This is a genomic window from Enterococcus raffinosus (genome assembly GCF_019175485.1).
Lineage (GTDB): Bacteria > Bacillota > Bacilli > Lactobacillales > Enterococcaceae > Enterococcus_A > Enterococcus_A raffinosus.
Map to the genome: position 1 here is coordinate 810,726 of NZ_CP072888.1, position 24,711 is coordinate 835,436.

25 protein-coding genes and 1 tRNA gene are annotated in these 24,711 nt (G+C 41.4%); 18 read left to right on the top strand and 8 right to left on the bottom strand.

What is annotated here, in order from left to right; all coding sequences use genetic code 11:
• The first annotated feature begins 186 nt into the window (after positions 1-186).
• The 11 genes from hisG (at position 187) to glyS (ending at position 11,957) form a co-directional block, all read left to right on the top strand.
• The gene (gene hisG / locus J9537_RS04015; RefSeq protein ID WP_010746665.1) at positions 187-1,746 is read left to right on the top strand and encodes an ATP phosphoribosyltransferase; all 1,560 of its coding nucleotides are present in this window, start codon (positions 187-189) and stop codon (positions 1,744-1,746) included.
• Positions 1,743-3,023 carry a histidinol dehydrogenase gene (gene hisD, locus J9537_RS04020; RefSeq protein ID WP_218256801.1) on the top strand — a complete coding sequence of 427 codons (1,281 nt, stop codon included), beginning with the start codon at positions 1,743-1,745 and terminating at the stop codon, positions 3,021-3,023. Before hisG ends, hisD begins: the two co-directional genes overlap by 4 nt.
• A complete protein-coding gene (gene hisC, locus J9537_RS04025) occupies positions 3,020-4,078 on the top strand; it encodes a histidinol-phosphate transaminase (protein WP_218256802.1) in 1,059 nt (352 codons plus the stop codon). The genes hisD and hisC overlap by 4 nt, the downstream gene beginning before the upstream one ends.
• Positions 4,075-4,668 carry an imidazoleglycerol-phosphate dehydratase HisB gene (gene hisB / locus J9537_RS04030; protein WP_218256803.1) on the top strand — a complete coding sequence of 198 codons (594 nt, stop codon included), beginning with the start codon at positions 4,075-4,077 and terminating at the stop codon, positions 4,666-4,668. Before hisC ends, hisB begins: the two co-directional genes overlap by 4 nt.
• Positions 4,669-4,681: 13 nt before the next feature.
• Entirely contained in the window at positions 4,682-5,308 is a 627-nt protein-coding gene (gene hisH / locus J9537_RS04035) for an imidazole glycerol phosphate synthase subunit HisH (protein WP_218256804.1), read from the top strand.
• Entirely contained in the window at positions 5,305-6,024 is a 720-nt protein-coding gene (hisA, locus tag J9537_RS04040; RefSeq protein ID WP_218256805.1) for a 1-(5-phosphoribosyl)-5-[(5-phosphoribosylamino)methylideneamino]imidazole-4-carboxamide isomerase, read from the top strand. The genes hisH and hisA overlap by 4 nt, the downstream gene beginning before the upstream one ends.
• Positions 6,021-6,779 (top strand): imidazole glycerol phosphate synthase subunit HisF, encoded by a 759-nt coding sequence (gene hisF, locus J9537_RS04045; RefSeq protein WP_218256806.1) that lies wholly within the window; start codon positions 6,021-6,023, stop codon positions 6,777-6,779. The genes hisA and hisF overlap by 4 nt, the downstream gene beginning before the upstream one ends.
• 108 nt (positions 6,780-6,887) lie before the next feature.
• Positions 6,888-7,523 (top strand): bifunctional phosphoribosyl-AMP cyclohydrolase/phosphoribosyl-ATP diphosphatase HisIE, encoded by a 636-nt coding sequence (gene hisIE / locus J9537_RS04050; RefSeq protein ID WP_218256807.1) that lies wholly within the window; start codon positions 6,888-6,890, stop codon positions 7,521-7,523.
• A gap of 15 nt (positions 7,524-7,538) precedes the next feature.
• Positions 7,539-8,366, top strand: a complete 828-nt coding sequence (locus tag J9537_RS04055) for a histidinol-phosphatase (RefSeq protein WP_218256808.1) — start codon at positions 7,539-7,541, stop codon at positions 8,364-8,366.
• A 623-nt stretch (positions 8,367-8,989) separates the two neighbouring features.
• A complete protein-coding gene (gene glyQ, locus J9537_RS04060) occupies positions 8,990-9,877 on the top strand; it encodes a glycine--tRNA ligase subunit alpha (RefSeq protein WP_218256809.1) in 888 nt (295 codons plus the stop codon).
• Between the two features lies 1 nt (position 9,878).
• Positions 9,879-11,957, top strand: a complete 2,079-nt coding sequence (gene glyS, locus J9537_RS04065) for a glycine--tRNA ligase subunit beta (RefSeq protein WP_218256810.1) — start codon at positions 9,879-9,881, stop codon at positions 11,955-11,957.
• 62 nt (positions 11,958-12,019) lie between these two features.
• Here glyS and J9537_RS04070 read toward each other — a convergent pair whose 3' ends face one another.
• The 4 genes from J9537_RS04070 to J9537_RS04085 form a co-directional block, all read right to left on the bottom strand.
• Positions 12,020-12,961: an AEC family transporter gene (locus J9537_RS04070; protein WP_218256811.1), complete on the bottom strand. Its 942-nt coding sequence runs from the start codon at positions 12,959-12,961 to the stop codon at positions 12,020-12,022.
• A 137-nt stretch (positions 12,962-13,098) separates the two neighbouring features.
• A complete protein-coding gene (locus J9537_RS04075; RefSeq protein WP_218256812.1) occupies positions 13,099-15,033 on the bottom strand; it encodes a fructose-1,6-bisphosphatase in 1,935 nt (644 codons plus the stop codon).
• Between the two features lie 68 nt (positions 15,034-15,101).
• Complete coding sequence (locus tag J9537_RS04080) at positions 15,102-15,914, bottom strand: pyruvate, water dikinase regulatory protein (protein ID WP_218256813.1); 813 nt, start codon at positions 15,912-15,914, stop codon at positions 15,102-15,104.
• An 11-nt stretch (positions 15,915-15,925) separates the two neighbouring features.
• Positions 15,926-16,555, bottom strand: coding sequence for a CBS domain-containing protein (locus J9537_RS04085; protein WP_010746651.1), 630 nt, complete (start codon positions 16,553-16,555; stop codon positions 15,926-15,928).
• 241 nt (positions 16,556-16,796) lie between these two features.
• Here J9537_RS04085 and J9537_RS04090 point away from each other — a divergent pair.
• The 6 genes from J9537_RS04090 (at position 16,797) to J9537_RS04115 (ending at position 21,473) form a co-directional block, all read left to right on the top strand.
• A tRNA-Glu gene (locus tag J9537_RS04090) sits at positions 16,797-16,868 on the top strand.
• A 325-nt stretch (positions 16,869-17,193) separates the two neighbouring features.
• On the top strand, positions 17,194-17,529 hold the full coding sequence (locus J9537_RS04095; RefSeq protein WP_218256814.1) for a hypothetical protein: 336 nt from the start codon (positions 17,194-17,196) through the stop codon (positions 17,527-17,529).
• A gap of 369 nt (positions 17,530-17,898) precedes the next feature.
• A complete protein-coding gene (locus tag J9537_RS04100; protein ID WP_218256815.1) occupies positions 17,899-18,372 on the top strand; it encodes a hypothetical protein in 474 nt (157 codons plus the stop codon).
• A 3-nt stretch (positions 18,373-18,375) separates the two neighbouring features.
• The gene (locus J9537_RS04105) at positions 18,376-19,590 is read left to right on the top strand and encodes an efflux RND transporter periplasmic adaptor subunit (protein ID WP_218256816.1); all 1,215 of its coding nucleotides are present in this window, start codon (positions 18,376-18,378) and stop codon (positions 19,588-19,590) included.
• A complete protein-coding gene (locus tag J9537_RS04110) occupies positions 19,591-20,277 on the top strand; it encodes an ABC transporter ATP-binding protein (protein ID WP_010746647.1) in 687 nt (228 codons plus the stop codon).
• Positions 20,274-21,473: an ABC transporter permease gene (locus tag J9537_RS04115; RefSeq protein ID WP_218256817.1), complete on the top strand. Its 1,200-nt coding sequence runs from the start codon at positions 20,274-20,276 to the stop codon at positions 21,471-21,473. Before J9537_RS04110 ends, J9537_RS04115 begins: the two co-directional genes overlap by 4 nt.
• A 95-nt stretch (positions 21,474-21,568) precedes the next feature.
• On the opposite strand, the gene J9537_RS04120 is transcribed toward J9537_RS04115, so the two are convergent.
• The 4 genes from J9537_RS04120 to J9537_RS04135 all read right to left on the bottom strand — a co-directional run bounded on the left by J9537_RS04120 (position 21,569) and on the right by J9537_RS04135 (position 23,740).
• Positions 21,569-21,955, bottom strand: a complete 387-nt coding sequence (locus J9537_RS04120) for a type II toxin-antitoxin system HicB family antitoxin (protein WP_218256818.1) — start codon at positions 21,953-21,955, stop codon at positions 21,569-21,571.
• A gap of 53 nt (positions 21,956-22,008) precedes the next feature.
• The gene (locus tag J9537_RS04125) at positions 22,009-22,194 is read right to left on the bottom strand and encodes a type II toxin-antitoxin system HicA family toxin (RefSeq protein WP_010746644.1); all 186 of its coding nucleotides are present in this window, start codon (positions 22,192-22,194) and stop codon (positions 22,009-22,011) included.
• 233 nt (positions 22,195-22,427) lie between these two features.
• Positions 22,428-23,363 carry a membrane protein insertase YidC gene (yidC, locus tag J9537_RS04130; protein ID WP_218256819.1) on the bottom strand — a complete coding sequence of 312 codons (936 nt, stop codon included), beginning with the start codon at positions 23,361-23,363 and terminating at the stop codon, positions 22,428-22,430.
• Between the two features lie 104 nt (positions 23,364-23,467).
• The gene (locus tag J9537_RS04135) at positions 23,468-23,740 is read right to left on the bottom strand and encodes an acylphosphatase (protein ID WP_010746642.1); all 273 of its coding nucleotides are present in this window, start codon (positions 23,738-23,740) and stop codon (positions 23,468-23,470) included.
• Between the two features lie 139 nt (positions 23,741-23,879).
• Here J9537_RS04135 and J9537_RS04140 point away from each other — a divergent pair, with 139 nt between their 5' ends.
• A complete protein-coding gene (locus tag J9537_RS04140; RefSeq protein ID WP_218256820.1) occupies positions 23,880-24,641 on the top strand; it encodes a TrmH family RNA methyltransferase in 762 nt (253 codons plus the stop codon).
• Positions 24,642-24,711: the final 70 nt, after the last annotated feature.

Consider the following 24,711-nt stretch of genomic DNA (forward strand, 5'->3'; position numbering starts at 1 on the left):
AAGTGCGTTCTTTCACAGATTACCATTGCTAATTTATGGCAAAACAATTAATATTGTTAGAAAACACTAATGTTTGCGGCTGTTAAAAGAAAATTGGTTCGCTCTTTTTTATTTAAGCCATAAAAGGAGTCGCCTCACATTGGAGGATTTTTTCTATAGAAACTATACATAATTAGGAGTGATAATGTGGAAGAATTATGGGAAGTACTGAGACCAGAAGAACAAATCGAATTGAAGCTAAGAAAGTTGTATACTCAGCATCATTTTCATCCTTATCACTTAAATAACTTTGAAGAATATGGAAATTATCAGCAGAGCTACAATTTTTTGCGGAATTCTTCTATTATTACCTTCACGGGAAATGATGGACGGACTATGGCATTAAAGCCGGATGTGACTTTATCGATCGCTAAAAATACACCTGCGGGTGAAGCACGAAAAGTTTATTATGTCGAGGATGTGTACCGTCACGACCGACAGGCCGGAGAATACCAAAAAATCTATCAAATCGGTTTAGAAATCATTGACGACATTACCTGGGAAGATCAGCTAGAAGTTTTAAAATTGGCTTGGGAAAGCTTGGCTCAAGTGGGTGAAGGGACGTTAGACCTTTCTCATATGGGGATTTTGAATGGGATCTGTGATCGTTTTCCAGAGGAGGATCGCCAGAGGGTCTTAGACTGTCTACGTGATAAGAGCTCTCACGGCATGGATGAGCTGACGGCAAAAGCTGGATTGTCTAAAGAGGAATCGGAAAATTTAGCCAAATTGGTTCGCCTATCCGGGAATTTTGAAACGAAATATCAACGAGCGAAGAAACTATTAGCGACGTATCCTAAGGCTCAAGCAGGCTTAGAAGAATTGAAACAACTATATACAGCGCTGCAGGAAGAAAAACTATCCGACAAGATTCGCTTGCGAATTGATTTCTCTATTATGAATGATGCCGACTATTATAGCGGCCTTTTATTCCAAGGCTTTATTAAAGAAGCGCGAGAAACCATTTTATATGGTGGTCGCTATGATCGTTTAATGAGCCGTCAAGGAAAGGATCAGGGAGCACTCGGTTTCGGAATGAAACTAAATCATGTGGGGCAGAAATTGCCGTCAGATAATCAAAGCTCTGAGTATTTGAATATCGCTTTACCGAAGGGACGGATGGGTGACGCAGTCTATGAGCTGTTCACTAAGGCCGGTGTGGCAGCAGAAGGCGTTTTTGAAGAAAATCGCAAACTGATTTTTTGCGATGAGGACAATAAATTGCGTTTCTTTTTAGTGAAGCCTAGTGATGTAGCGATCTACGTGGAGCATGGTGCGGCGGATATCGGTGTGGTAGGCAAAGATATTTTATTGGAAAGTAAGGCCGAAGTCATTGAGTTCCTTGATTTGCATATGGGAAAATGTCGATTGGCCGTGGCTGCTCATAACGACTTTGAAGAAGACTTCTCCCGACCGTTGCGAGTATCCACCAAGTATCCGCGAATTACCCGAGAGTTTTATGAAGGTCTCGGCCGTTCCGTGGAATTGATTCATCTGCATGGGTCAATTGAACTGGCACCGCTATTGGGGTTATCCGATGTGATCGTAGACATTGTGGAGACGGGTACAACGTTGAAGGAGAATGATTTAAAAGTAATTCAAGAGATTGCTCCGTCTTCTGCTCGTTTCATTATTAATAACGCGACGTGGCGATTTAAACAGGAACGAATTCAAAAGGTGATCGAGAAGGTGAGGAAGCAGCTATGAGAGTTTATTCAACACAAAAAGTGCCACTAAAAACGATTTTAGCACGGAAATATTCTGAAACTGCCGATGTTTCTGATGTTGTATCAAAAATAATCAAGCGTGTCCAAACGGATGGGGATCAAGCGCTTTATCAAATAATCGAAGAAATCGATCATGTAGCTTTGGATTCCTTAGCGGTCAGTCAAGAAGAGATCGATTCAGCATTAAAGGCAGTTTCTCCAGAATTACTAAAGGTGATGGAGCAATCAAAAGAAAATATTTGGTCCTTTCATCAAAAACAAGTACGCCAAGGGTTTGTTTCGACAGAAGATAGCAGCGTAGTTATGGGGCAGCGCATCCTTCCGTTAGCTCGAGTAGGGGTTTATGTCCCTGGGGGAACGGCGGCTTATCCTAGTACTGTATTAATGGATGTACTGCCAGCAAAAATTGCTGGCGTTAAGAAAATTGCCATGGTGACTCCCACAGATAACGAAGGCAATGTTCCTGCCGCTATTTTAGCGGCTGCTTCCATTGCCGGAGTTGATGAGATTTATAAAGTCGGAGGTGCTCATGGGGTCGCTGCACTTGCTTACGGAACAGAGACCATTCCAAAAGTAGACAAAATCGTAGGTCCAGGTAATATCTATGTCGCTACGGCTAAAAAAATGGTCTACGGTGAAGTAGATATCGATATGATTGCGGGACCTAGTGATGTGTTGATTGTGGCGGATCACAGCGCGAATCCTCGTTGGATCGCAGCGGATCTTCTGGCACAGGCAGAGCATGACAAGTTAGCCCAAGCAATTCTAGTAACAACAGAAGAAGCCTTGATTGAAGAGGTTCAAGCAGAAGTCGCACAGCAACTCGCTGTATTGCCTCGACAAGAAATCGCGGCAGCGGCTATTGAAAATAATGGTAAAATTATTTTAGTTAAAGACTTAGATGAAGCACTGTCGATTGCGAATCAAATTGCACCAGAGCATTTAGAGTTGTCTGTGGCTGAACCCTTTGCCTTGTTAGGTAAAGTTGAGAATGCCGGCAGTGTCTTTTTGGGACACCACACGCCAGAAGTATTGGGAGATTATTTTGCCGGTCCGAACCATACTTTGCCAACAGAAGGAACAGCCCGATTTTACTCTCCGCTTTCAGTGGATGATTTTGTTAAGAAAAGCAGCTATCTTTATTACACAGAAGAGGCGATGAACGCTGTTGGACCAGCGGTAGAATTGTTTGCGGAGACCGAGGATCTAATGGGGCACGCGCGGTCAATGAAGGTACGAAGAGGTGAGGATGCATGAGCTTTTTAAATCAAACGTATCAGAATTTAACGCCTTATACACCTGGGGAGCAGGTGGATGAAGCAGCATACATTAAGTTAAATACAAACGAAAGTCCGTATCCTCCAGCGCCTAATGTTCAAAAAGCAGTAGCAGAGGCCGCTCAGAAATTGAATCGTTATTCAGATATTGCAGTGGAGGCTGTCGCAAAGCCTTTAGCAAAATATCTGGGGGTGAAGCAGGAGCAGCTTTTTCTAGGCAACGGCAGTGATGAAGTCCTCTCTTACATTTTCCAAGGCTTTACTGAAAAAGGCATTGCCTTTCCAGATGTAACCTATGGTTTTTATCAAGTTTACAGTGGACTGTATCAAGTGAAATCCACTGTGGTTCCGTTAAAAGAAGATTTTTCGCTAGACTTAGCTGAGTACGATGCATTAAAAGGAACGGTCATTTTCGCGAACCCCAATGCACCAACAGGCATCTATTTGCCGCAAAACGATATTTGTGCCTTTCTTGAACGTCATCCAGATCGTTTGGTGGTCGTTGATGAAGCTTATATCGACTTCGGCGGAAAATCAATGGTTTCTTTGATTAATCAATACAAGAATCTATTTGTCGTAGGAACCTTTTCGAAATCTCGTCAATTGGCGGGAGCGCGTTTGGGCTTCGGAATAGGGAACACGGATTTAATTGCGGATTTGAATCGACTGCGTTTCAGTTTAAATCCATACAACGTTAACAGCTTGACGCAAGCCGCGGGTAGTGCTGTCTTGCAGGAGCAAGTGTATGTGGATCAGAAGGTTCAAGAAACGATCAAGGTCAGAGAGTGGAGCAAGCAGGAGTTAACCAAGCTAGGATTCGAACAAACGGACAGTCAAGGAAATTTCTTATTTGCGAAGCATCCAAAACTCTCAGGCGAAAGTCTTTTTCTGGCTTTAAGAGAGAAGAAAATCCTCGTGCGCTGGTTCAATCAACCACGAACAAAAGACTACTTGCGAATTACTGTAGGAACGAAAGAGCAGATGGAGCAGCTGATCGCTGTCTTGACAACAATACTAAATGAGGTGAAAGCATGAGAAAGGCCGAAGTAACACGTAAAACATCCGAAACGAAGATCCAGCTTTCTTTGACTGTGGATGGTACCGGACAGCAAACGATTAAAACGGGAGTAGGCTTTCTAGACCATATGTTAGAGCTGTTTGTTCGTCATGGCCGTTTTGACCTTGAACTTGTTTGTGATGGAGATATTGAAGTAGATGCGCATCATACAACCGAAGATGTCGCCATCGCGATCGGTCGGGCTTTTTCAGAAAGTCTAGGCGAACGGCGTGGAATCAAACGTTACGGCAGTATGCTGTTGCCAATGGATGAAGCATTGGTGATGTCAGCCATCGATATTAGTGGTCGTGGTATGGCAGTCGTCGAGCTGGACATTCCTAGTGAAAAGATTGGGCAGCAGTTTGATACAGAGCTAGTAGAAGAATTTTTCATTGCCTTTGCTCGTGAACTAGGTGCGACGATCCATTTACATCAAATCGCTGGAAAAAATAGCCATCATATTGTGGAGGCTTGCTTTAAGGGATTTGGGCGTGCATTGGGAGAAGCCGTAGCGATCAATCAATTGGCACCAGATGAGATTCCATCCACTAAAGGGACGATAAACTAGGAGGAGACAAGCGATGCTAGCAATTATTGATTATGGCGTTGGCAATTTGTTTAGTTTGTCACGCTCATTGGAATATTTAGGTGTGGAATGTAAAATCACACGTTCGTTAGAGGAACTGAAGGCAGCAGAGCGAATTATCTTACCTGGTGTCGGCGCGTTTGGCGATGCACGGAAAAAGCTGGAGGAATTATCGCTAGTCGAACCGATTCAAGAATTAGCCGCTTCAGGCAAACCGTTTTTAGGAATTTGTCTGGGCATGCAGCTTTTATTTGATAAAAGTGAAGAATTCGGGAAGCATCCTGGATTAGGCTTGATTCCCGGCCGGATCGTTTCGATGCGAGAGGCCTTTGATCAAAAAAAGATTGACCTAAAAGTACCGCAGATCGGATGGAATAAATTGGACGTGCGAAATGCTGAAAGTCCACTGGTAAAGTCTTTAGGTGAAAATGACTTTGTTTATTATGTTCACAGTTACTATGCGACGGATTGTCTAGAACATTTAGTCGCGGACAGCGAATATGGAATCTCTATTCCAGGTATTGTACAGAATAACAATGTTTTCGGGACGCAATTTCATCCTGAAAAAAGCGGCGATGTCGGATTAACGATCTTAAAAGCATTTACGGAGGTGCCGGTATGAAAATTTTTCCCGCAATTGATCTTCTAGACCAGAAAGTCGTTCGATTGTATCAAGGGGACTATGGGCAAAAGGAAGTTTTCGGCGACGATCCTGTAGCTTTTGCGCAATCCTTTGAAAAAGCAGGAGCAAAATTCCTGCATTTAGTCGATTTAGATGGTGCCAAAGCTGGCAAGCTTCATTATTTTGAAATCGCAAAAAAAATCGCTGAGAACACCAATCTTTTTGTAGAAGTAGGTGGCGGTATTCGTGACGAGGAAACGATCGAACATTGCTTGTCTGCAGGGGTGGATCGGGTAATACTCGGGACAATCGCGCAAAAAGATCCAGCGTTCACACAAGCGATGTTAAAAAAATACGGCAGTAAGATCGCTATCGGGGTCGATGCCAAAGATGAAAAGGTAGCTGTAGAAGGCTGGCTGGAGAAAACAGAGACTGATGCCTTTGAATTTTGTCAGCAACTAGCTGCTTGGGGTGCAGAGACAATCATCTTCACTGAGATTTCTCGTGATGGAACGGGTGAAGGCATTAATCTGCCGCTGTATCAAAAATTGAATCAATTAGATATAGAAATCGTAGCCTCTGGCGGTGTCGCATCATTAAAGGATATTGAAGGCTTAAAACAATTAGGGATAAGCGGTGTAATCGTTGGAAAATCGCTTTACAACGGAAGCTTAAAATTGGAAGAGGTCTTGCAAGCTGGGGGTGACGATCAATGATCGCAAAAAGAATTGTCCCATGTTTAGATGTTCGCGATGGCCGTGTAGTTAAGGGAGTCAATTTTGCTGGGCTGCAGGACGTCAATGATCCAGTGACTTTAGCGCGTTTTTATAATGAGCAGGGAGCCGATGAGCTGGTTTTTTATGATATCACTGCTTCGGCGGAAGAGCGAGGGTTGTTCACTGATATTTTGAAGGGTGTCGCTTCTGAGGTCTTTATTCCGTTGACGGTTGGTGGTGGTATTAATGAAGTGTCTGATTTTGAACGCGTCTTGAATTGTGGCGCGGATAAGGTCAGCGTTAATTCTGGTGCGATTCGCCGTCCTCAACTGATTGAAGAGGGGGCGAAGCGCTACGGCAGTCAATGTGTGGTCTTGTCAGTAGATATTCGCCGTGTCGGAGATGAATGGCATGTCTTTGCTAAAGGTGGACGAGAAGATACAGGAATGGAAGCTTTAGAGTGGATTCGTCAGGGTGAGCAATTAGGAGCGGGCGAACTAGTCATCAACAGCATGGATACAGACGGTGTGAAGCAAGGCTTTGATCTGAAACTCTTGCAGGCTGTCAGTGAGATTACCACGTTGCCGATCGTAGCCTCTGGTGGTGCTGGAAAAAGTGAAGATTTCATTGATCTGTTTCAATTGCCTAAAATTGAGGCTGGCTTAGCTGCATCGATTTTTCATTATGGGGAAGTAAAAATTCCTGATCTGAAAAAACAATTGATGACGGCGGATATTCCTGTCCGCATTGTTTAGATAGTCAGTTCTACAAGATTAGCAGAATGGTATACTGAATGAAAATTAACCTCATTTTTTCGTATTTTGAAAAATGATTACATTTTATAGGAACAAGGAGGGCATGGGATGACTGAATTAACATTCGACGAACAAGGATTGATTCCGGTGATCGTACAAGATGCCGAAACCAATGAAGTACTGACATTAGCTTATATGAATCAAGAAAGCTATGAATTAACATTGAAGGATCAATTAATGACCTTCTATTCACGCAGCCGCAAAGAATTGTGGCGCAAAGGTGAAACCAGCGGAAACTATCAGCATCTTGTTTCGTTAAAACTAGATTGCGATCAGGATGCCTTAGTAGCGAAGGTGAAAAAAGATGGTCCAGCGTGTCATACTGGCGCGGAGAGCTGCTTTAATGAACTCTTATACGGTGAGGCTTATCAGCAAGCAACAATTGATGCTTTGTACAAGCTTGTCAAGGGGCGCAAGGAAGCTCCCCAAGAAGGCAGCTATACGAGCTATTTATTTGAAAAAGGTGTCGAAAAAATTTTAAAGAAGGTCGGAGAAGAATCCACTGAGGTAGTGATCGGCGCGATGAAAGAGGATCACAAAGAGACTGTTTTCGAAATTTCCGATTTGGTGTATCATGTCCTTGTATTGATGGTTGAGATGGGGATTGACTTGACTGAGGTACGTCAAGAATTAGCCAATCGGCATGTTGTCGATAAAAAGGTGAAGCAAGAACGGATGCAGTAAAATTGGAGGTCAGCGATGTTTTATTCAAACGCTCATACGCACAGTACTTGGTGTGATGGAAAAGATACTTTAGAAGATATGGCACAAGCGGCGATTGATTTGGGCTTTACAGATTTAGGCTTTACGTGTCATTCACCAGCACTTTTTGATCCTAGCTGTCTTGGTGTACAAAATGAAGTGGCCTATCAAGCAGCATTGCGTGATTTAAAGGAAAAGTTGGCAGGGAAATTAACAATCAGCCTAGGCTTAGAATGGGATTATTACAGTGCGGATCCAATTGACGGATACGACTATACAATAGGTTCTGTGCATTATTTCCCACCGCGTCAAGGAATCTTCCGCAGTGTCGATGAGAGTCCGGAAAGCTTGATGAAGACTCTGGACGAATGGTACCAAGGGGATAAGATGCAAATGGTGCGCGATTACTATGACACCGTAGTTAAGCATATTAACCAGAACCACTCGAAGATCGTTGGACATTTTGACCTGATTACGAAATTTAATGAAAAACAACCTTGGTTGGATGAAGAAGGAACAGAGTACCAAGCGATTGCTTTACAGGCGCTGAATCACGTCATTGATATCATCGAAACTTATGATGGTATGGTGGAGATCAATACTGGCGCGATTTCTCGCAACTGGCGAACAACACCCTATCCTAATCCATTTTTATTGAAACAACTAAAGGAAAGAAACTGCCCGATCATTATTACCAGCGATAGCCACGAGACGACGACCTTAACTTGTCATTTTCCAGAAACGGTTGAACTATTAAAGACCATCGGATTTACGGAGACAATGCAATTAAAGGATGGTCTATTTCAGCCAATCCCCTTTGGCTAGCTCCCTTAAAAGGTCTTTTGTAACATAGACATTACGAAAAGCGAAACGCGCAGCTAGCTCATGTTTAAGGAAATTATTTTTCGAAAACAGAAAAATAAATCTATTATCGCACGCATACGATTTCGCTAAACGGCTCATCTATTGATTGAGCGAATAGATTAATCAAATCTCTTGTACTATGCAAAACTGTGAAAAGCGAAACGCTCATGACAGAAAGATTTGACAAAAGGGGTCTGGTGTCGCTATTATAGAACCAAGTTGAATAGGTGCGATGATCAAATTTAGAAATTTGTGGAAGATCACAGCGAGCTTGGATCGGTGGAAGCCAAGCAGGGAAGCAGATTTTGTTGGCGTTTGTGAGCACGTTTAGTTAAAGCTGCCAAGCCTTTGCTTGGAAGTAGGGTGGAACCGCGTTAATACGTCCCTATGTCGATTATTTCGGCATGGGGACTTTTTTGCGAGTTCCACTCCGTACTTTTAGTACGGTTAGTGGAATCGTGTGCGTGGTGAAAATAGGGATTATTTTTGGTGTTTTTGAAAAATGATTTCATTTGATATGAGCTAGCAGTTAGACAATAAAACAATGGATAAAGTTACATAGAAAATATACAGGAGGAAACAGAATGAGCAAGTTAACTGTGCAAGAAATGATTTTGACATTACAAAAATTTTGGTCAGACAATGGTTGTATGCTGATGCAAGCCTACGATACGGAAAAAGGAGCGGGAACTATGAGTCCGTATACTTTTTTACGAGCTATTGGACCAGAACCATGGCGTGCCGCTTATGTTGAGCCATCACGTCGACCAGCAGACGGCCGTTACGGGGAAAACCCGAACCGTTTGTATCAACACCACCAATTTCAAGTAGTTATGAAGCCCTCACCAAAAAATATTCAAGAGCTGTATTTAGACAGCTTGCGTTTATTAGGGATTGATCCATTAGAACATGATATTCGTTTCGTTGAAGATAACTGGGAAAATCCATCGATGGGTTGTGCCGGTGTTGGTTGGGAAGTTTGGCTAGACGGTATGGAAATTACACAGTTTACGTATTTCCAACAAGTTGGTGGTCTTCAAGTAAATCCTGTCACCTCTGAATTGACTTATGGGTTGGAACGTTTGGCTTCTTATATTCAAGAAGTGGATAGCGTTTATGATCTGGAATGGAGTACTAGGGTTAAATATGGCGAAATCTTCAAGCAGCCAGAATATGAACATTCCAAATATTCTTTTGAAGAAAGTGATCAAGCGATGCTTTTAGACAATTTCGAAAAATTCGAAAAAGAAGCGAAGCGTTGTATTGATGAAAATCTCGTACATCCAGCTTATGATTACATTTTAAAATGCAGCCATACATTTAACTTATTAGACGCTCGCGGAGCGGTTTCTGTTACAGAACGTGCGGGTTATCTAGCACGCATTCGTAACATGGCACGCTCAGTTGCGAAGATATTTGTAGCTGAACGGGAAAAATTAGGCTTCCCATTATTGAATCAGGAGGGCAAATAAGATGGCGAAAAATCTACTATTAGAAATTGGTTTAGAAGAAATGCCAGCCCACGTGGTTTGGCCAAGCATCAAACAATTAGAAGAAAAAATCTCAAAATTTTTAACCGAAAACAGTCTAACCTTCGAATCGATCGAAAGCTTTTCAACGCCTCGACGTTTGGCGATTCGTGTAACGAATATTCCTGACCGTCAAGATGACGTGCAAGAAGAAGTCAAAGGACCAGCGAAGAAAATCGCATTGGATGCAGAAGGCAACTGGAGTAAAGCGGCAGAAGGTTTTGTCCGTGGGCAAGGCTTAACGACAGACGCGATTACTTTCCGTGAATTGAATGGTGTGGAATATGTTTACGTGACAAAATATATTCATGGGAAAGAAAGCAAAGAAGTACTAACTGGATTATTAGAGGTTGTTAAGAGCATGAACTTCCCAACGATGATGCATTGGGGCGATACAATGTTTGAATACATTCGTCCAATTCATTGGATCGTCGCATTGTTAGATCAAGAAGTCATTCCGTTTGAATTACTAGATGTACAAACAGGTCGTACGACAGAAGGCCATCGCTTCTTAGGGGATCAAGTTGAGCTTGCTGATCCTAGCGAATACGAAGTGAAGCTAGAAGAGCAATTCGTGATCGCTGATGCTCATAAGCGTCAACAAATGATCGTGGAGCAAATCGAAGAGCTGGCAGAGAAAAATAAATGGGTCATCGATCTTGATGCTGATTTATTAGAAGAAGTCACAAACTTAGTCGAATATCCAACGGCTTTTGTCGGTGATTTCGAAGAACGTTTCTTATCTGTTCCAGAAGAAGTTTTAGTTACTTCCATGAAGGAACATCAACGCTATTTTGAAGTGCGCAACCAAGCAGGAATGTTGCTGCCTCATTTTATTTCTGTTCGTAACGGAAACAGCGTGAAGCTGGACAATGTGATTAAAGGCAATCAAAAAGTTTTGGCTGCACGTCTTGAAGATGGCGAGTTCTTCTTTGAAGAAGACAAGAAATTATCAATTGAGGAATGCGTTGAAAAATTGAAGAACGTGACCTTCCATGAAAAAATCGGGAGCATGTATGAAAAGATGCAGCGTGTTGGCTTGATCAGTCAAGTCATCGGAAAACAAGTTGGTTTGAGCGAAGAAGAATTAACGGATCTGAAGCGTGCCGCTGAAATCTATAAATTCGATTTGGTTACCAATATGGTGGGAGAATTCCCAGAGTTGCAAGGGATCATGGGAGAAAAATATGCTTTGTTGAAGGGAGAGACTCCAGCTGTTGCCACAGCAATACGGGAGCATTATCTGCCGATTTCTTCTGAAGGAGAATTGCCAAAAACAGCGATTGGTGCTGTTTTAGCGATTGCTGATAAGATTGACAGTGTACTAGGTTTCTTCGCTGTGGGCATGATTCCAAGCGGCTCAAACGATCCTTACGCATTGCGTCGTCAAACGTATGGAATCGTACGGATTGTCGAAGCACAAGGCTGGACATTCCCATTCACTGATATGCAAGGGGCAATTGTAGATGCAATTAACAACGATGTTTTAGATTACGGGATTCATTTTAATCGTGATCAAAAAGAATTCATTGAGTTCTTCAAGGGACGTCTGCGTCAACGTCTGCAAATGCACAATATCCGTCACGACATCATTGATGCTGTGGTGGATTCTCGCCAAGATGATTTGGTACAAATTTTCAAGACAGCACAAATTTTTAGCCAACATTTAACGGATGAGCATTTCAAAGAAGCGATGGAAGCTTTGACCCGGGTCATTAATTTAACGAAGAAAATGAATCCTGAAACCATCAACTTCAAAGTTGATCCTAAGCTGTTTGAAAACGAAAGCGAAAAGGAATTATACACAGCAGTGAAGGAAGCGCAAGATGAGTTTGCCAACCAAAGTATGGCAGAAAACTATCAAACATTGACGAACCTGCGTCCAGTGATTGAACGCTACTTCAACGAAACGATGATCATGGTAGACGATGAAAGAATTCGTGACAACCGTTTGAATCAATTAGCAATTATTGCTCGTATGGCTGATGCCTTAGGAAGTATTGATAAGATCATTACCAAATAGAGCAAAGTTAGTGTTTGTGTAGAAAGCCAAAGAAAACCTTCGAGTTTGTGCTCGAAGGTTTTTTATAGTATCAATTTCAATAATAGCGGAATATACGCCAGATAGAGGAGAACGGAGTAGCCTAAAGAAGAAGCGGCGAATTGCTGATCCGCTCCATAAGAACGGGCCAAGATCGGTACGGAATTTTGAACCGGCATCGCTGCTTGGATAATAAATACGGAAAGCATCAAAGGAGGCACGCTGATCCATTGCCCTAATAGCCAAACGATGAGCGGCGAGATGGCGTAACGTCCTACGAGAACTCCGACAATGTCTTTGTTTAAGGTCAGATTTTTAATTCCTACATTGTAAACGATGATGCCAATGACAAACATTGACAGCGGCGTCGTCAAATTCGCGAGGTATCCTAAGAAGGTTGCGATCGAATCAGATACAGAAAGATTGACCAGCACGGCACACAGGCCAAGCAAAAAGCCCAGCAGCGCCGGAGAAAAAATCTTCTTCAAAATTGGAATCAGGTGGAAATTGACAGTGGCCTGCTCAATCTGAGGATTGTCTCGAGCGATAAAGTAGATGCCCAACGTCCAAAAGATTGTGGTATTGACAATGTAATAGAGAAGTACGTACGGAACGGCCTGTTCACCGAAAATCGCCAGATTAATTGGCAGTCCAATGAAAATTGTATTGGAACAGGTGAACATTGTAGAAAAAATTCCATTTCGAGCGGGAGTAACCCGAAAAATTCGGCAATAGATAAAGCTGACGAGAAAGGTCAGCAGCATAGAAATTAATGGGATCACCATACCACCAACAAGATGGAGAAACTCCGAACGGGAAAAGTTCTTAGTGATCGTTAAAAACATGTTGCAGGGCAACGCGATCTGTAAGACGAGCTTAGAGAAGGCATCACCGATCTGGTTTGAAAACCATTGCTTATAGGTTAGAACATAACCGATGAACATTAAGACAAAAATAAAAAAGATATTAATATATGCAGAAACCATTTTTTCACCTCGCATCCACTATACAGAAAAACACGGGTAGCATCAATTGTTGATGGTACCCGTGTTGACCATTTTTTTCCTACTTCAACAGATTAGAAAAATATTATGCGTACGAAAAATAGTTCATTAATAATGAGCTAGCTGTCATTTTGGTCTTGATAGTTTAATAGTCCAGTCAGATTTTCAATCTGTTCTTCGAGACTGTCACCGACCGTCGTATCTTTGATCAGGATGCGTTTCAAGTCTTTGTCGATCACTCGCTTCAAGGAGGTTTCATCGGCTTGCTTGGCTAATAGATTTTCGACCGATTCAAAGGGATCATGGGTGACGAGCTGGAAACCATACGAATTATTCAGCAGCGAATAGCCTGCGATGCCAGTCGTTTTTTGATAAGCTTTTGAGAGTCCACCGTCAATCACGAACAGCATGCCTTCCCCTTTGATTGGTGATTCGCCGCTTTTCACCTTCACCGGAGTATGTCCATTGATGATCCGCGAGTTCGACGAATACAAAGCAAATTCTTCTAAAATCATCTGACAGGTATCATGAGTGTCGCGAAATTGGTAATAAGGATTTTTGATTTCCTTATGGGTCTTTTTATCAGCGATAAAATACCGTTCAAAGGTAGTCATGGCACTTTTCCCAAACTGTGGTGAGATTTTGCCAGACCAGCAGTACCAGATCCAGTCCGCCTGTGAACTATCGGTCTTCTGATTTTGGCAGCCAGAGCGAATCTGCTCTTCAAAGAAGTTCAGCAGATCTTTTCCAACATAATCTTTTCCCGCAACATTCAGTGGTAGAAAGCTACCATCAGCTTTTAACGGTAAGCAGCCATGGAAAAGCAAGTGCTGATTGTAGACTAGGTACATTGATCCTTTGTTTAACAGCAGCTGCATATGCTCCTGCATTTTGGCTGATTGCTGGAAGGAGCTTAGTAAGGTATCCACGACGTATTCTTCCTGCTCGGTCAATGCGTGAACATCTTTTTGTAAGGTTTGGAAGCAACTTCCCTGCAAAGGATAGTCTTTACCGGCTAAGTTAACCGTTTCTTTATCAAAATCAATTTTTTCAAACAGCAAACGGTCATTCATCTCAAAGTCAGGATGGCGCTTAATCAGCTGTCCTTCCAATTTGAATTGGATAATCGACAAAGCCTGGTGAACTTTTTCTAGACTGTCCAAGCTTTCAATGGAATAGCTCTCGCTGCTGTTCTTTTCTTTCGGAGTGAAGATGGGATTCTTTTGATAGTGCTCCTCAGCATACATGAATAATGGCCGAAGATTGAGTGCATAGGCCTGTTCGATCTCATACAGATAATTGTAGCGTGCAGCGATCCGCAATAAGGTCATCAGACACGCGCGAGAACCGGCATACGCACCCATCCAGAGGATGTCATGGTTGCCCCATTGGATATCAATAGAGGGCAATTGACAAAGTCGATCCATGATTTTATCGGCCTCTGGTCCACGATCATAGATATCACCAACAACGTGGAGATGGTCTACGACTAAGCGCTGGATGCTCTGACATAAGGCGATGATAAAGGGACGACCTTGCTCCAAATCCAACAGATGCGCCAAAATTTGATCAAAGTAAGCCGCTTTATCAGTATAATTCGTATCAGTATACATCAATTCCTCAATGATATAGGCATATTGCTTTGGCAAGGCCTTCCGTACTTTAGAACGCGTGTATTTAGTGGAACAAAAGGACAGCAATTCTAAGAGCTGACGAATTTTTTTACGATACCATGAACGATCACGATAGGCATAAAAGTCTTTGTCATCCAATGCTTCTCGCGGGTAAGCCACAAGGATCGTCAGTTTGTCTTTTTCGTGTTCAGTTAAGCGGTCGCCGAAAAGCAGGCTGATTTTCTCCTTGATATTCCCTGCACCAGTACGCAAAATATGGTCAAAGGCAGTGAACTCCCCATGAATATCACTGATGTAAAGTTCGGTTCCTTTGGGCAGATGCATGATGGCCTCTAGGTTGATTAACTCAGTCATGATCGCCTCCTTGGTACTAAATTCTTTCTCCAACATTTGATAATATTTGTCACGGGTCGATAGCATAGATACGCTCCTTATTTATATATTCTCGTACACGTACTATTCGAAGTAAGAAGTAGAAGGGAACTTGTTTATAACGCGTTGTCCAAATGTTCGCAAATCAGTGTTGCAGATTCTTCGATTGATTTATTGGTAACGTCTAGTGTGAAGGCGCCTAATTCATCATAAACTTTTAACGCATAATCCAATTCTTCTTTGATGCGATTAATATCTGAATAACGAGAATTTTCAGCTAAGCCTAAAGAGTTCAAGCGACTCATCCGAATTTTCTTCTGAACTTCTGGTTCAATGACAAGACCGATGATTTTCTCCTTTGGTACGGCCTTGATCTGTTCAGGTAGAGGAACTTCTGGAATCAATGGCAAATTGGCCACTTTAATCCGATTATTCGCTAAATACATGCTTAACGGTGTCTTAGAAGTACGAGAGATCCCTAAGAGAACAAGATCCGCTTCCAGGAAGCCCTTCGTGTCTTTTCCGTCGTCATATTTCACAGCAAATTCAATAGCAGCTACACGATCAAAATATTCCTGATTCAATTTATGAACGACACCGGCTTGTTGTAATGGAGCAACACCGGTTTTTTGGTGAACAATATCCATGAACTGACTCATTAAATTAATGTATTGCAAGCCTGTACGTTCAGCGAAATCTTCCACGATTTGAGTTAAATTATCACTGACCAACGTGGTAACGACAACCGCACTGTCCTTTAAGGCATCACCTAAGATACTTTTCAGTTCTTCTTCATCTTTAGTAAAAGGGAAACGATAAGATAAATCAAAATCCACTGTAGGGAATTGAGCTGCTGCGGCATTCACTAATTTTAGTGAGGTTTCACCGACTGAATCAGAGATCATGTATAATGGGACACTTTTTTTCATTTTTTTCGCTCCTATCGATTGGTTTCAGTTTGTTTTGCTTGCTGCATAATATAATTGAAAATCCGTGACTTCGTTATTTTTCCAATCACTTTTTTTGGATCATCTTCACTGACTACCGGCAATGAGTCCACTTGATAATCCAGTAAAACTGCACCGGCTTCTAAGATCGTATAGTCCTTTGTACACGTCTGCAGGTGAGGTGCTCGTGTCATCACAACTGCAACAGGTGTATTTTGCAGGTTGCTGTTTAGTGAAGCCCGCAGCAAATCCTTGCGAGATAATAAGCCGACTAGCTGCTGTTCTTTATCCGTTACATAAATCGAGCCTACATCATACATGAACATATTTGTGATCGCGTCATGAATGGAGGTATCCTGCGGTGTTAACAGAGGGGACAGCATGATTTCTTCGACTTTTACTGAAAAGATTTTGTCGAACAAGAATTGTTCGATCCCCACACCTGTGTAGGTGTAGCCGACTTTAGGGCTGGCTTCCAAAATACCTGCCATGGTTAAGAAGGACAGGTCCGTTCGTAAAGTAGCGTGTGAAATTCCTAAGTGTTCAGCGATTTTTTCACCACTTAGCGGTTGATCGCGTTTGACGATCTCAATGATTTTCTCTTGCCTTTGTGATAGATTCATAGGTCCTCCTAGTAATACATTCGTTTTTCTTTGAGAAAAAATGAATTTCTTTTTCTTTGGTGGGTTATTCAAGCTCATCTGAAAAGCAACGACTTGAATACACAACCTATTATACACGTAATAAGTATATAAACAACATGAATGGTCAAATAAACACATATTTAATAATTTGGAAAAATAAAGTGCAAATACTTTCTAAAAAAATCGTTTAGCAGTATAATTCTTTCTGTTGAGAAATACTAACCCGTTAGTCAAGGGGTCAAGACGCCGCGTTCTCAGCGCGGAGGCACGGGTTCAAATCCCGTACGGGTTATAATAGTAAGAGAGAGTTGAGCATTCAGTATGTAAGCTGAGAGCTCAGCTCTTTTTTTTTGGTTTTGAATACGTGGATAAGAGTACCTAGCGCACATGCAATAAGATCATGTAAGGAAAGACTAGCTGCGTATCTTAAAATGAATGGTTTATCCATCATCTAATTGAAAGCTACCCCGTGACTTCTATAGTCAGGGGGTTTTTTTTTAAATAAGCGTTCTGTCCTTTGAATCAATTTTGTAAAGATATCTTTACTTATCTAGAATTGAGTGATAGAGTTTCAAGTAAAGATATCTTTACTCGCAAATGAAAGGTAGGAACAGAGAATGATCGGATTGGTTATGCAAATAGTTTTTTTAGGATTCATGGTTTATTCAATAGTAGGTGCGGTAACAATGTTTCGAGCATTGGTTGGGTTTCATCGCTATGATGAAATAGAAAGAAGAAGATTTTTTGATGCTTTAGCATGGAGCATGCTGATTATTCTCCTCTTCAACGGTATACAGTTGGCGGCATCGTTTATGTTTCCTGCAGGTTGGTCGGGCTTTGTCAGTCCAGGAGGATTTAATACAGGTGGGTTGATTAGCAATCATCCACTCCACTTTGATAGTTTCCTATTTGATTGTGCGATCATCGGCATTTGCTGTAACAGGATCAGATAGTCTGAATCGCTATTTTTATTTCGGAAAAAAATCCTTATTTCAAAAAAATTTATACCACTAGTTTAAATAGATACGAATAGTGGAAGATTGTTATTTTCAATGGATTGTGAAAGAAATCTTTCATAGACTTTACGATTTAAAATGATATAAATTTGATTGAAAATTATAAATTAGAATAGAAAGAATAAACGCATCAGAGTATTGATTTTATTGATTTTGTACGTTCAGGACTAAAAAGCTTCTTTTCAGGATTTTTCTTCAAAATGGATTGAGTTTAGTAGTATAATGGGAATTAATTTGTGAAATAAGTGCTTAGGGTTGTCGCGCTGTTTTCATGAATAATTGAAAATTGTTGGATGGAGTGATGAAATGGAAAAGCATTTGAAAAAAGCAAAAACGTGGAATATGGTTTTGATAGTTTTGGGACTATTTTCACTTATTTCTAGTCTGATAGGATTACCGAAAACATTAAATCCTAAAATGAGTGATTATGAGCTGATGGGGTCGATGGCACAGCAAATGTTCGATTATGTAAATAGCCCATTAATAAAAGTGATTTCGATTCTTTCTTTGATTATCACTATTGCTTTACTTGTTCTTTATTTTATGGCGAATAAAAAGTTAGCGGATGAGATAATTCCTACAAAGGTTCCTTATTACGTTGATATTGGTTGGAGTCTGTTAAGTGCTGCAATTGGTTTCATTATGCAACCTAAAATGGAGATTGAGGGGATGGATCTGTCCTTCATGACAACGATCGTGGGATTAGTATTCCAATTCATTTTCTTAATCCCAGCGATTCTTGTAATCGTCCATCTATTTAAAGCAGAGCCAGAGGAGTAGTAGATGAAGAAGAAAAAAATGACGAAAAAGCAAAAGATCCGTTGGAGTATCCTTGCAGGTGTTCTCGCATTGGTGTTGTTTATCGGGGCATTTGTCTATTCTCAAATGAAGAGCAACAACGTGAAGGAAAATCAATTTCAAACAGTGACATTGAAAAAGTCTGATCCATTGACCTTTAACGGAATTGTGGAAGCGACCCATACGCAGGATTATTATTTTGACCAAACATTAGGAAAAGTTTCTGAAATCAATGTTCAAGATGGACAAGAAGTTACTGAGGGAACTGTGCTGTTAAGCTATACAAATACAGAATATCAAGCACAAGCAGATGAACAAAGTACCAATCTAGATAAATTAAATCTTGCGGTAGCTAACGCAAGAGAAACACTAGCAATCGCCCAAGATAAGCAAGCTAGAGAGCAGCAAAAACTGAATGAAGCGACCAATAACTATAACAATACGAACGAGAATAGTGAAGATGGCGCTGTGAAAAAAGAACAATACAAGCAAGAAATGACACAATATGAAAGCAGTCTGGACGCAGCGAGCGATGCTGTTGTGCAGGCACGACAGGCATTGGAAAGCGCCAATGTAGAATTGAGTGCGGCAAATCAAAGTGTGAACACGATCCGTGGTAAGATCAGTTCAACCGTTGCCAGCGCGACAAGTGGGATCGCCTATATCAATGAAAAAGGCAAAAATGATCCGTCTGTTCCTGTTGTGAAGGTTGTCAGCAATGAGGTGACAGTAGAAGCAAAGGCTTCAGAATATGATTATCCGCAGGTACATCAAGACGCGTCCGTGACGATCAAACCAATTACCACTAATCAGGAAATCGCTGGAACAATCACCCATGTAAATAAATTGCCAGATCAAGCAGAAGCAGCTAGTCAAGCGGCAGCGGCAGGAACCGCAGCCAACAGTTCGGTTTCCAATTATAGTTTCATTGTGAAGCCGACAGAAGCATTGCAATATGGCTACAATGTTCAAGTCGTACTGCCGGTGAATGATATTCGCATACCGAAGAAGGCAGTCATGGAAACGGGCGATACTCACTATGTCTTTGCTTATCGCAAAGGAAAAGTTCGTGAAGTCACTGTTCAAGTAGAAGACAAAGGCGAGTATTTTCTTTTGAAGGATGGTCTCAAAGATGGCGATCGCATCATTTCAAATCCTGATAAATCATTAAGAGATGGTCAGGAAGTGGCGGTGGATTAAATGATTGAGCTAAAAAATATCAACAAGTACTACCGCAATGATGAAGAATCGCTGCATGTGCTGAAAGACATCAATTTGAAAGCTGATGCAGGGGAGATGATCGCTGTGATGGGTCCTTCTGGTTCAGGGAAATCAACATTGATCAATCTATTAGGCTTCATTGATACGAAATTTGAAGGCGAGTATTTATTTGAAGATGAGAATCTAGTCACTACAACCGATGATCGTTTATCCAAAACACGCAACGAAATGGTTGGCTTTGTCTTTCAAAATTTCAGCCTGATCGAAAATTATACGGTCTATGAAAATGTTGAGCTGCCTCTGCTATATAATGGCTACGGCTTCCATCAGACGAAGGAAAAAGTGATGTCAGCACTAGAAAAAGTCGGGATCGCGGATAAAGCGGAGAAGCATCCACGTCAGCTTTCTGGTGGACAGCAGCAGCGGGTCGCCATTGCTCGAGCGTTAATCAATCAGCCAAAGTTTATCATTGCCGATGAACCAACTGGCGCGTTGGATACTCACACATCAAATGAAATCATGGAGCTGTTTAAGGAACTGAATCGACGAGATCACGCGACAATCTTTCTTGTAACCCATGATCCTGAGGTAGTTCCATACTGTACACGACTGGTAAAAATCAGAGATGGTGCGATTACTGAGGATAGGGCGGTGATCGAAGAATGAAGTTTTACGTGAATTGGCGCTCGTCTTTAGGTTCGATTTTTAAGAACAAGAAACGCAGTGTATTGACTATGTTTGGGATCGTGATCGGGATTGCGGCGGTAATTGCGATTTTGTCCATTGGTCGCGGGTTTGAACGAGATACAATTGAGAGTTTGACTGCCAGTGACTCGGAGAAATTAGAAGTAAATATCAATTTTGTGCCTAGCAACCAGGCTCTTTATTATTCTAATATTGACATGATCCAAGCGTCTGATTTCAGTATTTTGAAAAATGTTGACGGGGTGGAATCGGTCTCTTATCCGAAAAACGATTTGTCTTATATTTATAAAGACGTTAAAGTGAAGGATAAGACAAAAAACTATCGTGTAGGAGTCGTTTCAAAAAAAGGGAAGGCCGTACGCTATGGTCGGACCATTTCCATGTATGATAATCAGACGCAAAACAAAGTAGTCACCATTGATTCTGCCTTAGCAAAAGAGCTGTTCGGTTCTGCCAAAGGCGCTGTTGGTCGGGGCTTTGAATTGGATGGACAAGTTTTTACAATCATTGGGGTTTTTCCATCTGGAGCAGATGAAACCATGTTCTCAATGGGCTCGACTAAAATACAATTACCTCGTCAAACCTATATTCACTTTTTTGGCAACGAACAGGATAAGAGTGCTGTCGTACTTACGTTAGCCGATGGCAGCCAACTGAATAAGGTTGCGGATAAGGCAATTAAGAAGCTGGAATCCGCTGGAGCGATGCGTCAGCAAGGGGAATACCAGGTTTCGAATATGGCCATGATGACGGATGGAATCAGTGAGGTGCTAAACAGCATCACGCTGTTCATCAGTGCAGTGGCGGGAATTTCGCTATTTATCGCAGGTGTTGGCGTTATGAACATGATGTACATCTCGGTTTCGGAGCGGACAAAGGAGATTGGGATTCGTCGGGCGCTAGGTGCAACTCGTGGAGCGATTCGCATGCAGTTCCTATTAGAAGGAATGACCTTGACTCTTGTTGGAGGACTCATTGGCTACTTATTGGGAATGATCGTCGCCTATGCGATCGGCAATGTGATGGACATCTCAGTTACCGTTGATCTGTTTACTGTTTGTCTGGCCGTTGGCGTTTCCAGCGGAATTGGACTGATCTTCTCAGTCATGCCCGCTTCAGAAGCAGCTAAGAAAGATTTGATTGATATTCTACGGTAGATATGAGTATCGTAAGGTGAATAAGCCTTTAGTGTAAAATGAGCTATCTCAAATTTGAGATAGCTTTTTTTAATGAAGAAGAAGCCTAGCAAATGCTAAACTTCTAATTTTTCCTTCAATGCTTCAGTTAGTGTAGCTGAGAAGTTGATTCCTGCTTCATTGCCTAAATCATTTAAATATTTTGGAATAGTTAATGTTTTTTTGATAGGCTTACTTTCAAATTTTTTACGGTAAAAGGATAAATCAACTTCAATTGGGATCAATAAATTTCCAGCTGCTACACTCAGACTTCGGTGATCAGTAGGTGAAGGAAAAGCTTGCTTTTCATCCTCAGCATCAATCAGCCAACCTGCTAGTAAATCTTTAGCCATATAGAGGGCCTCATGCATATTTTCACCAAATGTAGCCGCATTGTTCAAATCTGGAAAAACAACATTGATCCCATCATCTGCAAAATCGAACACAGCATAATAAATGACCACATGAATCCATCCTTTCAAATTATTATAGGAGACAGAATTAAAAAAATAGCTAACTACTTTAAGCCAGCTTGTTTAAGTATGTTGTTGAGTGTTCCAATAGGGATGTCTTTGTGACTGTGGAATGGGACAGGTACTTTGCCCTTTTTTATGGGATGTTTGTAGTAGCGATGACTTCCACGTTGAGAATCAAAATACCAACCGTCGTTTTTAAGAATCTTGGCTAGCTCCTTAGCATCCATATCTATCTCCTTTTACACATTTAATTTTAACACGTGCTTTAATACGTGTAAATGTAATGATCGTATATTTTAAACATTGTTGCTAAAAACTTCATTTTATGTGGATGGAACATCAAACAAACGTGAGGGTTAAATATACTTCTATTAAAATTACGAAAAAAATTTAAAATTGAACGAAGCAAGTAAGACTAAAATAAAAAAACCATCGCCTGTGAGCGATGGTTTAACATTGATTATTTACGTTTTTGCTTGCCGGCGTTTCGTCCGTTCGCATTGTTGTTCTTGTTTTTATTCTTTGGCTGATTGACTTGTTTTGGTTGGATCGGTTCAGCCTTTTTGATTGGTTTTGTGACCACTTGTTTTGGTGGGTTCTTTCGCAACTCCTCTTGAATCTGTGCTTTGATACGAGGGCGCATCAAGACATTTGTAATGAAGGTTTGAAGACAGCTGAAGATACCACCGACTACCCAGTAAAGTGCCACACCCGCAGGTGAGGTGAAGGACATGAAGACGATCATCAATGGAGAGGCGATCATCATACTGCGCATGGTTTTCTTTTGTTCTTCAGGAACACCAATCAATGAGATATACCCTTGTAATAAGTAAGCCACACCGACGACGACAACCAGGATAATACTTGGTTTTGCCAAGTCGATTCCTAAGAAGCTGGATTTCTGAATCCCTTCAGAAAAACGAGCCGTGTAATACAATGCGGAGAAGATCGGCATTTGGATCAGTAATGGTAAACAGCCCATGCCGCCCATCATGCTGACATTGTTTTCTTTATAGACAGCCTGCATCTCTTGTTGTGCGGCCATTTGTTCTTCTTGGGTAGTTGCTTGTTTTACTTTTTCTTGTGCTGCATCAATTTGCGGCTTGATGGATTGCATTTTTTCTGATTGAATCAGAGATTTTTTCGATTGATTGATTCCCAATGGCATAATGATCAAGCGCACGATGATCGTTAAAACGATGATCGCTAAACCGTATGACCAGTTGAAATTGTTAACCATCCAGTTCAGAAAATTCTCTAATGGAACAACCAGCATTCGATAGACAAGACCTGATGTATCTGGCGTACCATCACTATTTGAGCGGACACAGCCCGATAATAGTAAAAGAACACCCAAAAGGCCGGAGCCTAAAAGCCAATTTTTAAATTTTGTCATTTATTTCTTCCTCTGCTAATAAAAATTTATACAGGAAATACTATACTAGATAACCCAGCCCTTTTCAATGAAATTCGGGAAAATCAGGGAACCTTGTCGTTTTTTTAATAGACCACGTTGAATTGGTCGTAGTCTTTAATGGTAGGGTCTTCATATTGCTCAACATGGGAAACTTTGGCAAACGGATTTTGCGGTTTTTTGATTTTTTCAAGAAATTCAGTCATTTGTTCCTTTGTACCAACAGCTTCAATGGTCACACTGCCATCTTCTTCATTTTTAACCGTACCAGTTAATCCAATCTCAACTGCTAATTGATACGTGGTATATCGAAAGCCGACGCCTTGAACACGTCCAGTAACATTTAAATGCATCTTCATAAGAAACCCTCCTAATTATTTTTTTCTTCCTCTCCATGATAACGACTTTTGCTGGTTGAGACAAGAATTCGCGTGTTATAATGACAGACGGAGCGATTTTGTACAGAAAAGAAGACATAAAATAAGTGAGGCCAGCATTTTGAAGGAGATTCAATCGAGTAAAAATACATTAATCAAAGAAACCAAAAAATTACAGCAGAAAAAATACCGCCAGCAAACGCAAAGCTATTTATTGGAGGGCTTCCATCTGATCCAAGAGGCTAAAGCGGCGAAGGTCGCCTTTAAAGAAGTCTTTATCAGCCAACGTGGACTGAATGAATGGTCCGAATGGATCGAGGAAAATCTGACGGATTATTATGTTGTTTCTGACGAGGTGCTGAAAACACTAGCCAGTCAGCCGACACCACAAGGAATAATCGCGGTGGCGGAGATGCCTAAGGATGAAGAAAATGACTTTTCTGGTGCTTGGTTATTGCTGGATAATGTGCAGGACCCTGGCAATGTTGGGACAATGATCCGCACAGCGGACGCTGCGGGCTTTACTGGGGTTGTCTTAGGTCAGGGAAGCGCGGACTTATATAATCCGAAGACACTGCGCAGTACTCAAGGCAGTTTATACCATCTATCCGTAAAAAGCGGAGAGCTAACAGAAATAATCCCACAATTTCAAAAGGTTGGGCATCCTGTATTAGGAACGGCGCTAGATAAAGAAGCAAAGGATTATTTAACAGCAGAGAAAATGTCTGATTTTGCGCTGGTGATGGGAAATGAAGGTCAAGGAGTTTCACCAGAAGTATTAGCGATGACCGATCAGAATCTCTATATTACAATTAAGGGACAAGCGGAGTCTTTAAACGTTGCGATAGCAGCAGGAATCTTAATGTTCCAATTACTTAAGTAAAAGTTCACAATTTGATAACTGTTATTAAGGAACTGTTAAACTTTATTCACAAACTCATGGAAGCCTATTC

What these genes read in the sequence shown, in the direction of transcription:
- J9537_RS04055 (WP_218256808.1), top strand. Translation starts at nt 7,539, where the DNA reads ATGTTTTATTCAAACGCTCATACGCACAGTACTTGGTGTGATGGAAAA.
- yidC (WP_218256819.1), bottom strand. Translation starts at nt 23,363, where the DNA reads ATGACAAAATTTAAAAATTGGCTTTTAGGCTCCGGCCTTTTGGGTGTT.
- J9537_RS04075 (WP_218256812.1), bottom strand. Translation starts at nt 15,033, where the DNA reads ATGCTATCGACCCGTGACAAATATTATCAAATGTTGGAGAAAGAATTT.
- J9537_RS04135 (WP_010746642.1), bottom strand. Translation starts at nt 23,740, where the DNA reads ATGAAGATGCATTTAAATGTTACTGGACGTGTTCAAGGCGTCGGCTTT.
- glyS (WP_218256810.1), top strand. Translation starts at nt 9,879, where the DNA reads ATGGCGAAAAATCTACTATTAGAAATTGGTTTAGAAGAAATGCCAGCC.
- J9537_RS04110 (WP_010746647.1), top strand. Translation starts at nt 19,591, where the DNA reads ATGATTGAGCTAAAAAATATCAACAAGTACTACCGCAATGATGAAGAA.
- J9537_RS04085 (WP_010746651.1), bottom strand. Translation starts at nt 16,555, where the DNA reads ATGAATCTATCACAAAGGCAAGAGAAAATCATTGAGATCGTCAAACGC.
- hisD (WP_218256801.1), top strand. Translation starts at nt 1,743, where the DNA reads ATGAGAGTTTATTCAACACAAAAAGTGCCACTAAAAACGATTTTAGCA.
- J9537_RS04105 (WP_218256816.1), top strand. Translation starts at nt 18,376, where the DNA reads ATGAAGAAGAAAAAAATGACGAAAAAGCAAAAGATCCGTTGGAGTATC.
- J9537_RS04100 (WP_218256815.1), top strand. Translation starts at nt 17,899, where the DNA reads ATGGAAAAGCATTTGAAAAAAGCAAAAACGTGGAATATGGTTTTGATA.
- J9537_RS04115 (WP_218256817.1), top strand. Translation starts at nt 20,274, where the DNA reads ATGAAGTTTTACGTGAATTGGCGCTCGTCTTTAGGTTCGATTTTTAAG.
- glyQ (WP_218256809.1), top strand. Translation starts at nt 8,990, where the DNA reads ATGAGCAAGTTAACTGTGCAAGAAATGATTTTGACATTACAAAAATTT.
- hisB (WP_218256803.1), top strand. Translation starts at nt 4,075, where the DNA reads ATGAGAAAGGCCGAAGTAACACGTAAAACATCCGAAACGAAGATCCAG.
- J9537_RS04080 (WP_218256813.1), bottom strand. Translation starts at nt 15,914, where the DNA reads ATGAAAAAAAGTGTCCCATTATACATGATCTCTGATTCAGTCGGTGAA.
- hisF (WP_218256806.1), top strand. Translation starts at nt 6,021, where the DNA reads ATGATCGCAAAAAGAATTGTCCCATGTTTAGATGTTCGCGATGGCCGT.
- hisA (WP_218256805.1), top strand. Translation starts at nt 5,305, where the DNA reads ATGAAAATTTTTCCCGCAATTGATCTTCTAGACCAGAAAGTCGTTCGA.
- hisH (WP_218256804.1), top strand. Translation starts at nt 4,682, where the DNA reads ATGCTAGCAATTATTGATTATGGCGTTGGCAATTTGTTTAGTTTGTCA.
- hisC (WP_218256802.1), top strand. Translation starts at nt 3,020, where the DNA reads ATGAGCTTTTTAAATCAAACGTATCAGAATTTAACGCCTTATACACCT.
- J9537_RS04125 (WP_010746644.1), bottom strand. Translation starts at nt 22,194, where the DNA reads ATGGATGCTAAGGAGCTAGCCAAGATTCTTAAAAACGACGGTTGGTAT.
- J9537_RS04070 (WP_218256811.1), bottom strand. Translation starts at nt 12,961, where the DNA reads ATGGTTTCTGCATATATTAATATCTTTTTTATTTTTGTCTTAATGTTC.
- J9537_RS04095 (WP_218256814.1), top strand. Translation starts at nt 17,194, where the DNA reads ATGATCGGATTGGTTATGCAAATAGTTTTTTTAGGATTCATGGTTTAT.
- hisIE (WP_218256807.1), top strand. Translation starts at nt 6,888, where the DNA reads ATGACTGAATTAACATTCGACGAACAAGGATTGATTCCGGTGATCGTA.